Origin of the sequence: Pectobacterium odoriferum (genome assembly GCF_009931295.1) — a bacterium.
Taxonomy (GTDB): Bacteria; Pseudomonadota; Gammaproteobacteria; order Enterobacterales; family Enterobacteriaceae; genus Pectobacterium; species Pectobacterium odoriferum.
Window position 1 is genome coordinate 1,824,963 of record NZ_CP034938.1, and the last position, 11,960, is coordinate 1,836,922.

Annotated in this window: 12 protein-coding genes; 8 read left to right on the top strand and 4 right to left on the bottom strand. The window is 49.8% G+C overall.

Annotated elements, in window-relative coordinates; translation table 11 throughout:
• Positions 1 to 26 precede the first annotated feature (26 nt).
• Positions 27 to 893, top strand: coding sequence for a formylglycine-generating enzyme family protein (locus tag EO763_RS08060; RefSeq protein WP_161528631.1), 867 nt, complete (start codon positions 27 to 29; stop codon positions 891 to 893).
• 199 nt (positions 894 to 1,092) lie between these two features.
• Positions 1,093 to 2,082 (top strand): aldo/keto reductase, encoded by a 990-nt coding sequence (locus tag EO763_RS08065; RefSeq protein WP_161528632.1) that lies wholly within the window; start codon positions 1,093 to 1,095, stop codon positions 2,080 to 2,082.
• A 45-nt stretch (positions 2,083 to 2,127) separates the two neighbouring features.
• Here EO763_RS08065 and EO763_RS08070 read toward each other — a convergent pair whose 3' ends face one another.
• Positions 2,128 to 2,916 (bottom strand): SDR family oxidoreductase, encoded by a 789-nt coding sequence (locus EO763_RS08070; protein WP_161528633.1) that lies wholly within the window; start codon positions 2,914 to 2,916, stop codon positions 2,128 to 2,130.
• Between the two features lie 449 nt (positions 2,917 to 3,365).
• Here EO763_RS08070 and EO763_RS08075 point away from each other — a divergent pair, with 449 nt between their 5' ends.
• A complete protein-coding gene (locus EO763_RS08075; protein ID WP_161528634.1) occupies positions 3,366 to 4,256 on the top strand; it encodes a LysR family transcriptional regulator in 891 nt (296 codons plus the stop codon).
• A gap of 30 nt (positions 4,257 to 4,286) precedes the next feature.
• Here EO763_RS08075 and EO763_RS08080 read toward each other — a convergent pair whose 3' ends face one another.
• The 3 genes from EO763_RS08080 to EO763_RS08090 all read right to left on the bottom strand — a co-directional run bounded on the left by EO763_RS08080 (position 4,287) and on the right by EO763_RS08090 (position 7,536).
• Complete coding sequence (locus EO763_RS08080; protein ID WP_161528635.1) at positions 4,287 to 4,880, bottom strand: flavodoxin; 594 nt, start codon at positions 4,878 to 4,880, stop codon at positions 4,287 to 4,289.
• A gap of 52 nt (positions 4,881 to 4,932) precedes the next feature.
• Positions 4,933 to 6,132: a multidrug effflux MFS transporter gene (locus EO763_RS08085; protein ID WP_161528636.1), complete on the bottom strand. Its 1,200-nt coding sequence runs from the start codon at positions 6,130 to 6,132 to the stop codon at positions 4,933 to 4,935.
• A 168-nt stretch (positions 6,133 to 6,300) separates the two neighbouring features.
• On the bottom strand, positions 6,301 to 7,536 hold the full coding sequence (locus tag EO763_RS08090; protein ID WP_161528637.1) for an MFS transporter: 1,236 nt from the start codon (positions 7,534 to 7,536) through the stop codon (positions 6,301 to 6,303).
• A 66-nt stretch (positions 7,537 to 7,602) separates the two neighbouring features.
• Between EO763_RS08090 and EO763_RS08095 the strand changes: the two genes are divergently transcribed.
• The 5 genes from EO763_RS08095 (at position 7,603) to EO763_RS08115 (ending at position 11,891) form a co-directional block, all read left to right on the top strand.
• On the top strand, positions 7,603 to 8,058 hold the full coding sequence (locus tag EO763_RS08095) for a helix-turn-helix domain-containing protein (protein ID WP_161528638.1): 456 nt from the start codon (positions 7,603 to 7,605) through the stop codon (positions 8,056 to 8,058).
• Between the two features lie 212 nt (positions 8,059 to 8,270).
• Entirely contained in the window at positions 8,271 to 9,707 is a 1,437-nt protein-coding gene (locus EO763_RS08100; RefSeq protein ID WP_161528639.1) for a glycoside hydrolase family 1 protein, read from the top strand.
• Between the two features lie 160 nt (positions 9,708 to 9,867).
• Positions 9,868 to 10,350 (top strand): cold-shock protein, encoded by a 483-nt coding sequence (locus EO763_RS08105; protein ID WP_161528640.1) that lies wholly within the window; start codon positions 9,868 to 9,870, stop codon positions 10,348 to 10,350.
• 176 nt (positions 10,351 to 10,526) lie between these two features.
• Complete coding sequence (locus EO763_RS08110) at positions 10,527 to 11,066, top strand: DUF2058 domain-containing protein (protein ID WP_010298734.1); 540 nt, start codon at positions 10,527 to 10,529, stop codon at positions 11,064 to 11,066.
• A 579-nt stretch (positions 11,067 to 11,645) separates the two neighbouring features.
• Entirely contained in the window at positions 11,646 to 11,891 is a 246-nt protein-coding gene (locus EO763_RS08115) for a YmjA family protein (protein WP_103160596.1), read from the top strand.
• Positions 11,892 to 11,960 lie beyond the last annotated feature (69 nt).

The window sequence follows — 11,960 nt, forward strand, 5'->3', positions numbered from 1 at the left end:
GATTGGTCAGTGAACGTCTATTGGGGATGATGATGAAAAGGAAAGCAGCTATATCGTTGATGACGCTGTTTAGTTTGGGTTTACCCGCCTCTCAGTCGGCAGCACAAACCGGGCTTTCAGATGGAAGCCGTTTAGATACAGGGGCGCGCGCGACTACAGGAAAAACGTACACCAATTCACTTGGCATGCGTTTTCTTGCGATTCCTACAGGCTGCTACTTGATGGGGTCGACAGAGTCGGAGGCCGACAGTCGCGAGAAGCCTCAGCATAAAGTAACCATTTCTCGTGCTTTTCTGATCGGCCAATTCGAAGTAACGCAAGCGGACTGGCTGGCGGTTATGGGAGAGGCGTCTTTTGATCGCGATCGCTCGAATCCCTATTATGGTCTTCCGGGTATGGCGGCGCGTATTACTCACCCCAATCACCCGGCTACCGTTTCCTGGCAAGACGCGATGGAATTTATTGCGAAATTAAATCAACGTGAGGGAACCCATTTTTATCGCTTACCGACAGAGGCCGAATGGGAATATGTCGCCAGAGCGGGAACCACCAGTCGTTATTTCTTTGGGAACGATGCCATATTATTAAATGGCTATGCCTGGAATGGCGAAAATTTTGTATCAGGCGGAACGCACCCTGTTGGTACTAAAAAACCGAATCAATGGGACGTGTACGATATTTATGGCAATGTTTGGGAATGGGTCAGTGATTATTATAGCAACGACTATTATTCGCAGAGCTCGGTCATTGATCCACAGGGGCCAGACCACGGTAGTTCCCGCGTAGTTCGCGGAGGAAGCTGGCACAGCACGGCTGATGGTTGGCACAGTGCATGGAGAAAACCATATTCAGAAGATTATCGGGGATCAGTATTGGGTTCAGAGTGGTATTAGCGCGATCGCCAGAGGAAATGAATATCGGTGGGAATTAATTAACAGTATATTTGCCAATGGAAATATATTGAATTTCCCTATATTACTTGCGTTTTATCTCTCTTTTTTCTTTTCTGATTTAATTATCTGATTGTAACGCCAATTTTTTATGACGGCGTTATCGTCACCTATGCTTAATACATCGTGTTAAGGAATAAATATGAAGTATCGTCAATTAGGTCGTAGTGGGTTAGAAGTGTCTGCTCTTGGTATGGGCGCGATGAATTTAAGTTTTGGCACGGGGCGTTCGGTCGATGATGCAACGGGCATGAATGTGATCCATGCGGCTGTCGATCGGGGGATTACGTTTTTTGATACGGCAGAAGCCTATGGACCTTATAGTAATGAACGATTAGTGGGGAAAGCGCTCCAGCCATATCGTGACAAGGTAATTATCGCGACCAAATTTGGCTTCAGGCTGGAAAATGGTGTGATAACTGGGGTAGATAGCCGCCCGGAAAATATCCGTACGGTAGTGGAAGCATCGCTGAAGAGTCTGAAAACCGATTACATCGACTTGTTTTATCAGCACCGTGTGGATCCGAATACCCCGATTGAGGAGGTGGCTGGTACGCTGAACGATCTGATTCAGGAGGGTAAAATTCGCCACTACGGCTTATCTGAAGCGGGAGCTGAGACGATTCGCCGGGCACACGCTATTCATCCTGTTACGGCCGTGCAGAACCAATATTCATTGTGGACACGCGAGCCCGAAACGGAAGTTTTGCCAGTATGTGAAGAATTAGGCATTGGATTTGTTCCGTGGGGGCCGCTGGGGACGGGATTCCTGACGGGGACGATCGATGCGACGACCACCTTCGACAGTGCGACTGATTTGCGAGCAAATTTCCCGCGATTTACTCCCGATGCTATCAAGGCCAATATGCCGTTTGTCGATATGCTGCGTGATATCGCCGCGAAGAAACAGGCAACCCCGGTTCAGATTGCGTTAGCCTGGCTGTTGGCGCAAAAGCCCTGGATTGTTCCTATTCCAGGAATGGATAAAGTGGAATATATCGACGACAACCTTCAGTCTCTCGCTCTGACGTTGAGCGCAGCAGATTTATTCGCCATGGATGAACTATTTTCTCGCATCCCTATTCAGGGTCATCGACTGGATGATGGCCTGCTTTCTATGTCTGAATCATGATAACGGTCTGATAAAAGGGGCGTATATCTGCCCCTTAAAAAGGCATCAAACGGTAGCGACGCGGCGTAGAGCCTCTTTAAGATGCGCTGGCTCTAGCGCTTCTGCCATATTGTCGATATCAAATATACCGTCATTTTTCTCTGCCCGATCTGCTGCCAGCGCAGCGAATAGCGGCGTTAGATTTGCCTGCGCACTCCCTCTTTCTGCAACCAGTTCAAACGTTTTGTTGATGGCGGCATTATCCGTCAGGCTAGCGACTAAAATCTCCGCAATTTGACGGCGTGAAATGACGCCATCATCTGGTGTTCCGGTATGCCGCTGGTCGCCCTGTAGCAGAGTGATGTGATGCTGGTCTGGCGAATGGTAATCAAACCAGCCGGGGCGGACGATAGTGTAAGGATGACCGCTGGCGCGGACGAGACGTTCTGAACGGCGTTTCCAGTCATGGGCTTCGGTGCGCTGGTTGTAGCTTCCCGTACGATCCGTTACGCCTATTGATGTCATCAGCGCGATGCGTATTTTTTGGCTGCGTAATGCCATCAGCACATGGTAGACGCCACCATAATCAATAGTCATTGCCCCGTTTTTCCCTAAACCATCGGAACCGAGAGTAAAAACGACGGCATCGATTGACGGTATTGCTCCTTGTAAGGTTTCCGGTTTAGTCACGTCGGCCAGGATCGTATTGGCCCCTGCTGGAAGTCGTGCGGCCTTAGCTGCGCGACGACAGAGGCCAATAATGCGGTTTCCTTGCTCCAGCGCGACGTCGACCACATGCCTGCCGATACTGCCGGTTGCGCCGACCACAAGGATAGTAAGAGGTGTGGGCGTCATATATTCTTCTCGATAATTAAATACTGGAATGGTGCATATCCTGATGAGCGAACTATAACAGTCAGGAAGACTACTGATTAGTTGGGGAAAACAGCATAGCGTTATGTGTGTGATTCATTAATCTCTATTCCGATTGAATTATCTATTTTTTAATGCAGCATGATTTTTTATTAATAATATTTTTATTTTCGATAGAGCTAAGGATAGCTAGCGATATTGTTCTCTGCTGAGAATGGCTTTTGGGTTATATTTTATATCTGTAATTTAGGCGCTAAATAATTCGAGTTTCAGGTTGGCAGTAAGAGAGGGGTAAATTCGGTGGGAATAAATTTGACCAACTCCGCGCTGGCAACTTGAAGTATGACGAGCATATCGACTGAATCTTCGCGGTGTATGGTAGGATTAGATTAAATAATCCTGATAATCAAGAATCTTGTGGTGGTTAAAGAATGCTTAAGGATAATTTCACCGATCTTTACTATTTAATTGTTGTTGCTGAGGAACAAAGCTTTACGCGAGCCGCAGCAAAGCTGGGTGTTTCTCAGTCAGCGCTTAGCCATGCGATTAAAGGGTTGGAAGAAAGGTTAGGTGTGCGATTATTAACACGTACTACGCGTAGTGTTGCTCCCACTGAAGCCTGCGAGTCATTAATCAACGGCATCAGCCCCCGTTTGCAAGAAATCGAGGAGCATTTAGCCGCGCTTGCAGATAAAAGTGATGATATCAAAGGCAATATTCGGATCACCTTGGGCGAACATGCGCTTCACTCCACCGTTTGGCCATTGCTGGAAAAATTTGCCCATGATTATCCCGATATTCACATCGAACTGAATATCAATAATGGGATGACCGATATTGTCAGTGGTCGTTTTGATGCGGGTGTTCGGCTCGGCGAGCATCTTGCCAGAGATATGGTTGCGGTAAGAATCGGGCCTGACTGGCGTATGTGTGTGGTGGGATCGCCAGATTATTTAGCAAAAAAAGGGATTCCCGAAACGCCACATGATTTGCATCAGCACAATTGCATTAATATGCGTTTGCCGACGATGGGGGGATTATATGCCTGGGAATTTGCTAAAGGAGAACAGCAAATCCGGGTCAGAGTCGAAGGGCAACTGACTTTTAATAATCTTGTTTCACGGGTGAATGCGGCAATATCCGGTTTGGGATTATCTATCGTTCCAGAGGATTCGATTGAACACGCTGTGGCTGAAGGCAAATTAATTAAGGTTCTGGAAGAGTGGTGTGAACCTTTTCCCGGCTATTTTCTTTATTATCCCAGCCGTAAACAGCATACCTCCGCGTTTGTGAAGCTCATTGAAACCATGCGTTATCAATAAGATGAGGACGGTGTGCTGCCCTCCTTTAAATCAGCCGGTTTGGATCGTGTCTAACCAGTGGGTGACTGTTTCTGTTGTCTTTCTTTCCTGATCGCATTCAATGACGAGTGGCTTTCTCCATCGGTTCCCTGGCGTCAGGGCGGCAAGAATATCCTCACTGTTGCCGAGGCCGTATCCCCCGTGGGTAATGAAAGGAATGAGTCTTTTTCCTGTCAGGTTATGTGAACGAAGAAAGGTTTGCACGATAGGAGGAACGGTTGTCCCCCAAATGGGGAAACCTAAATAAATCGTCTGATAGCGTTCGATATTGGCGACGTTATTTTTTAATGGTGGTCTTATTTCGCGGTCACGTTCGTCTTTTGCCTGCGCCACGGTCTGAAAATAATCCTCTGGGTAGGGATTCGCAGGCTCAATTTCAAAAAGATCGGCTTTCAGGCTGCGATGAATTACGCCCGCGATGACCCGCGTATTACCGCTTCTGGAAAAGTACGCGACCAAAATTCGGCTATTGATGGGCTTATTTCTGGCGTCGGCAGCGGTGGATGGCAGAGCGACGTTCGCCAGCGTTAATCCTGCCAATGCGGTAATCAGCATCCTTCGAGTGGAATCATGTTCGTCAGTCATGGCCTCAGGTTCCTTATCGTTCCGATGATGGACAAGTTTAATGTATTACTCGCTAACTGGCTGTTTTCGTGGCTGGTGTGGTGAGTGCGATTACCGCGCTGGCTGCGGTAAACAAGGCGATGATCCACGCCATGGTCCACGGCGTCCCATCGCTCAGTAGCGCAAGCAGCAAGGAGGAGATAATGCCACTGCCGTACTGTAGCGATCCTATTAATGCCGACGCAGAACCGGCCATGTTTGGCACCGCATCAAGTGCGGCGGCTGTTGACGTTGCGGCGATGATGCCGTTCATCGAAAAGAACACGAACACCGAGACCACAATCAGAATTATTCCTCCGATATGCAGTTTCGTGCCGATAGCCAGAACGAACGATGCGACGGTTGCGATCAGCACGGCAAATTTAAGCAGTCTTTCTAGCGAGTAGCGCTGAACCAGACGACGGTTTACCACGCTCATGCCCATCACGCCGACGATATTCAGCGCAAATAGCCAGCCGTAATGCTGTGGATCGATACCGAAGTAGGTGATGTAGACAAAGGCCGAACCGGTAATAAAGGCGTAGGCGGCAACATAATAGAACGTCAGGCATAAGGTGAAACGCATGAAGTTCGCGTTCGTCAGCAGCGCGTAATAGTTGCGAAAGGCGCTGGGCAACGACGCTTTCACTCGCCTGTCTGCGGGAAGCGTTTCGGGTAACCAGCGTAATGAAATCAGCATAGCGATGCCAATCACCGCCAGCAGCCAAAAAATGGCATGCCATGACGTTACTTTGATCAATTGCCCGCCGAGTAGCGGCCCAGCGATGGGCGCAATCGCCATCACGATCATGAGTGTTGAGAGCATTTGCGCTGCGCGAGTACGGCTAAAGAGGTCGCGAATCATCGCTCGGGCCAGCATCGGTCCAGTACATGCCCCCAGCGCCTGAAAGACACGCCAAAAAACGATCTGCGACATATCCGTAGACAGGGCGCAGCCGACAGAGCCGATGATAAACAGGACCATACCAATAAACAGCGGTATTCGGCGGCCCAGGTGATCGCTTAATGGGCCCCAAATCAGCTGCGCGGTGCAAAAGCCGATTAAAAAGCCGGTGATGGTTAACTCTGCATTCCCCTGTAAATCCTTCGCCATGATGGGCATAGCCGGTAAATAAATGTCTGTCGATAAAGAGGTAAACGCCATCAGTGCACTGAGAATGGCAATAAAAAATAGCCCTGACGTTTTTTCTGAACGCGTCTGAATTTGAGTCATATCTGTCCGTTTGGTTTTATATTCTTTGGATTATCTTACCGGGATTACGCCCCGTGATAATCGTGCGCGACTGGATAGACGTTATGAATGACGCTCATAAATCATTGGTGATTTATAGCGGGAAAGGGGCGTCGTCGCCCCGAATTCAAAAGGTACATGTCTGGTCCGTTATCGGGTGGCCTGTTTCCACTTTGGTCGTCGGGTAAATGCGATGGCGACAAGCACCATAGCGCCAGCCAGAAAGAAGGTGAGCTGCATGCCATTCGCGAGGGAAGCGGGTGCAGCATGGGTAAAGTCTTCCGTTCCGACCCCTAAAGCGAAAACCTGCCCCATGATTGAGGCACCGGCGATCAACCCAATATTGCGCGACAGGTTGAGCAGGCCAGAAACGGTACCGCGCTGGTTCCCGGGAATCTCGGCAAGGGTGGCGGTGTTGTTGGCCGCCTGAAAGAGCTGGTAGCCCGGCGTCAGGACAATAATGGCAAGAATGTATCCCGTGACGCCGAGCAGATTGGGCAGGATCGCCAGCATAAAGGTGCCAGTAACCACGAGAGAGAGCCCGGCGGTGAGAGCCCGTCTAAACCCCCAGGTATCAACCAGTCGCCCTGATGGAATCCCGCTAAAGGTCGCAACGGCAGGGCCAATGGCCATCACCAGTCCTACCAGCGTTTCCTTCAGTCCAAGACCCAGGCCAAGATAGTAGGGGCCGACGATTAACGTTGTCATAATAACGGCGGTGACGGCCGCATTGATCGTGAGATTCGACAACAGCGTGGTGTTCCGCACCGACAATCCCCCTGAGAGCGACGCTTTTTCCTTCACCGGCGTAGCTGGCAGTAGAGTAAAGGCCATGAACAGAACGATCGTGACCAGCGGGATTTGTACCCAGAACAGGCTACGCCATCCTGCTATCGCAAGAAGAAACCCTCCGACAGAAGGGCCAAGCGCGGTACCGAGTGCGGATACTGTTCCCACTATCCCCATTGCTCGCCCGACATGCTTCTCACCGGCTGTTTGCCTCAGCAGTGCCATGCCGAGTGTCATCAGGAAGGCCGCGCCGATCCCCTGAAATGCTCTTGCCGCGATAAGTTGCCACAGTTGGGGGGCAATGGCGCATAGTAGCGAAGCGATGGCGAAGAGCCCAAGACCAGTGATGAACACGGGCTTCAGCCCATAGCGATCGCCAAGGCGACCCGCGATCACAACTGAAAGTGCCATGGCTGCAAGATAGGCGATCACCACGGCTTGCACCTGCGCGAAGGGCGCTGAAAATACCGCTGTCAGCGTCGGAAGGGCAATATTGGCAATACTTGTCCCCAGCGAGGCTGACAGTATTGCGAGTGCTAGCGTGATGGTGATTCCCGATTTAGCCTGTTCTGGTTCGTCCGGTTGGTTAATTGTCATTTTTTATCCTTGTCAGAATGTGGGTTCCAGAGCATGCTACGAATTAAAGTCGACTTGAGGTCAAGCATGAAATTTCTGGATATAGGTGAAATCGCAGAGAAGAGTGGGATCAAGCCTTCCGCGCTGCGTTATTACGAGGAGATTGGGCTGATTGCTTCGGTGTCCCGGAATGGGCTCCGGCGGCAGTTTCCTGCCGACGTGCTGCTGCAACTCAGGCTGATTACGATGGGGAAAGCGGCGGGGTTCTCACTGCAAGAAATCGCTGGCATGTTTAACAAGGATGGGATGCCGGATTTGCCCCGCATCGCGCTGCATCAGAAGGCCGACGACATCGATCGGCAAATCCATGAGTTGACGATATTGCGCGACACGCTGCGGCACGTCGCCGACTGTTCTGCGCCATCGCATATGGAGTGTCCGACGTTCAGGAAACTCGTTGAGACCACGCACCGAAGAGGCCAGATGCAGGATAAAACGAGTAAGCTAGCCACGCGAAAGGTGCCTCCGAAGACGAAAAAATAAAGCGCAATCCGCTGTCCGTGGCGAATGCCCCTATGCTGGCGGACTCGCATACACCGGATATGCAACCGGTTTCTTATTTCTGTTCATGCCCTCTTTTTTCCTCTAGAATTTCCGCCATTCGGGCCGCGCTGAATCAAATCAACATCAGGCAGGCCCACCACATTAAAGAATCATCATCGATAAATAATCAGCATTGATAAAGGATAAGTGCCATGAGCGAAAGATTTCCGCACGGCTTTATGTGGGGCGGGGCAACCGCAGCGAATCAGGTCGAAGGGGCCTACAATATCGACGGCAAAGGGTTGTCGATTGTGGATGCTATTCCCGGTGGTAAAGCGCGTTTAAACATCGTGGCTTCCGACGCGTTTGACTTCACGCTGGATGAACAGCGTTACACCTATCCTAACCATAAAGGCATCGATCACTATCATCGCTTTCGTGAGGATATTGCGCTGTTTGCCGAGATGGGCTTCAAATGCTATCGCTTTTCTATTGCCTGGACACGCATCTACCCGAACGGCGTTGAGCAGCAACCCAACGAAGCGGGGCTGAGTCACTACGAACGGGTGATTGATACCTGCATCGCCCATGGCATTGAGCCCGTAATTACGATCTCTCACTATGAGATGCCGCTGCACCTTGCCACCGTCTTCGGCGGCTGGAAAAACCGCGAGTTAATCGGCCACTTCGAGCGCTTTGCTCGTACGGTGCTGGAGCGCTTCGGCCACAAAGTGAAGTACTGGATGACCTTTAACGAGATCAACAGCGCTGCTCACTTCCCAATCATGAGTCAGGGGCTGACGGTACAAACCGGCGCGCTGGAGCCACAGGCGAAATTTCAGGCGTGGCATAACCAGTTTGTCGCCAGCAGTCTGGCGGTGAAAATTGCGCATGAGACCAATCCGCAGATCCAGATTGGCTGCATGATTCTGTTTGCCACTAACTACGCTTATGACTGTAACCCCATCAATCAGTTGGCGGCGCTGAAAGAGACTCAGTCATTTAACTTTTACTGCGCGGATGTGCAGGCGGGCGGGAAATATCCCTACTACGCGAAAAGCCTGTGGCAGTCGCTGGGCGTCACGCTGGATATTCAGCCGGGAGATCTGGAGCTGATTAAGCAGCACACCGTCGACTATATCGGCTTCAGCTACTACATGTCTTCCACCACCTACAAAACTGATCCGAATGCGGCGACGGCCCACGGTAACCTGCTGGGCGGGGCGCGCAATCCGTTTCTGGAAGCCAGTGAGTGGGGCTGGGAAATTGATCCTGTGGGGCTGCGAATTGCGCTCAATCAACTGTATGACCGCTACGAAAAACCGCTGTTTATCGTCGAAAACGGGTTGGGTGCGGTGGATCAGCCAGATGAAGCTCGCTACATCGCCGATGACTATCGCATCAACTATTTGCGTCAGCACATCGAAGCAATGGCAGACGCGATTGCCGACGGCGTTGAACTGATGGGATATACCCCGTGGGGCTGCATCGATCTGGTCAGCATGTCTACGGGCGAGATGAGCAAACGCTACGGCTTCATCTACGTCGAACTGGATGACACGATCGCCGGTAGCGGCAACCGCTATAAGAAGAAATCGTTCCATTGGTATCAGAAAGTGATTGCCACTAACGGTGGTGATATCAGTTAAATGGATATTTCCCGATGCTGGGGAATCGGCATCGGGAATGTTCCTTCGCATACCCGAAATTTATCATCAATACTTAACCCAAAGACGTAGTCTGCGCAGACATTGTGCTTTACACTGCGCGCTGCAAAAACTGAGTAGATAAACGATTAAGTAGGCGGTAATGGCGATGAACGGAACGATCACAACCTGGTTTAAAGATAAGGGCTTTGGATTTATCAAAGATGAAAACGGTGAGAACCGTTATTTTCATGTGATTAAGGTCGCCAACCCTGATCTGATTAAGAAAGATGCGGCGGTCACTTTCGAGCCCACCACGAATAACAAGGGACTGTCAGCGTATGCTGTGAAAGTCCTCCCGGAAAGCAAATACATCTATATCGCAGGTGAGCGCATTAAGCTCACGTCGATCAAATCTTACCTCGTTTACAGCGAAGAAGTGCCTGCCGATATCCGTATTGATAAAGAAAATACGGTGCTGTCTGTAGGAATATTGATGAATAGTATCAAGCCGAAATCAACCGCCCAGCCTGGTGAAGTACGCTCGATGAAAAAACTGGCGATCACCACCTTCCAGGGTACGACGTTAATCTTCTCGGAAGATGAGATAGACGTGGATGCCACGGTGAAACTGCTCAAGGTCTGAAATCATTCGGGTTGACCCTGTGCCGACATCCTGCGTCATGCATAAGCAGAATTTCGGCATCGCTTCTGATAGCCCTTCAAGCTCAAGCCGCACCGCGTTTGGGTCCTGCAATCTGGCGCAGCCTCAAAAATTACAGGTATAATCCTGTGAATTATTCCACGGGTTTAGGAACGAAGATGACAAAGCTCACCTTACAAGAGCAGATGCTAAAAGCTGGATTAGTGACCAGCAAAAAAATGGCCAAAGTTCAAAGAACGGCGAAAAAATCACGGGTTCAGGCTCGTGAGGCAAGAGAGGCTGTGGAAGAAAATAAAAAAGCACAGCTTGAGCGTGATAAACAGCTAAGTGAACAACAAAAACAAGCGGCTTTATCTAAAGAGTATAAAGCTCAGGTGAAGCAACTTATTGAAATGAATAGAATCACTATTTCAAAAGGCGATATTGATTTTAACTTCACCGATAATAATTTAATTAAGAAAATAACGGTGGATAAGCTGACTCAAGCTCAGCTAATTAGCGGTCGTCTCGCCATCGCTCGTTTGGTGGTTGATAGCAGCGGTGAGAATCAATACGTTATTATCCCTGCGAGCGTAGCCGATAAAATTGCGCAGCGAGATGCGAACAGTATTGTATTAAATAGTGCGCTGAGTCAGGAAGAGCAGGATGAAGACGATCCATATGCTGATTTTAAAGTGCCTGATGATTTAATGTGGTAATTAACGTTTTTGCCAATGCTTATCGATGAGAAGCCCTTCGGGGCTTCTCATCGATATAGTTATGTGAAGGGGCGATGTAGTATCTGATATTCTTGAAGGCATAATCGGTATATACCCGTCATACTTCAAGTTGCATGTGCGTTGGCTGCGCTACTCGGCCCACTTTCGTGGACCTCAGCCCGTTGGGGCCGCTGCATGCAGTGTTCAAACCTGCCTCTGGCAGATTTGTCACTCACCCGAATCACTTACCTGAGTAAACCCATCGGGATGAAATGAGAGACCTCCTGTCGCTCACCGAAGGTCAGCCGTTGGCTGGTCAAATTCGTTCCCGACTAATTTGTCCTTCGCTTGCCGCCTGCCTGAAACTCGAATTATTTAGGGGATAGTTTGAAAAACTGTACTTCTGTAATGCATCGCTCTCCGTTCTGTGAATAACGGACAACGCACCAATGTCTCGTCCCCATTCTTCACACGATGTGTTCAGTGTCTGAAAGGTGCCTTCAAGGTTATTCATGGTATTATCCAGACCAGATGATACGAGCATCAACAGACAGAGACCTTAACCCTTGGGGACGACTTATGAGCAATGAAGTACCGCTTAAATTTTATGACATCACGGATGAGTATTCGACAGAATCTGAAAAACCGGTGAGCGAGTCGGAACGTGACGCTCTGGCGCACTATTTCCAACTGCTGGTCACCCGCTTAATGAATAACGAAGAGATCAGTGAAGAGTCGCAGAAAGAGATGGCCAGTGAGGCCGGTATTGATGAGCATCGTATTGATGATATCGCGACGTTCCTGAATCAATGGGGCAATGAGTAGTGCTTGTTGAGAGCCTTTTGAACAGGATGCGAGGTGAGTGGTGTTGTGTCCACGTCCCATTTAGCTGAC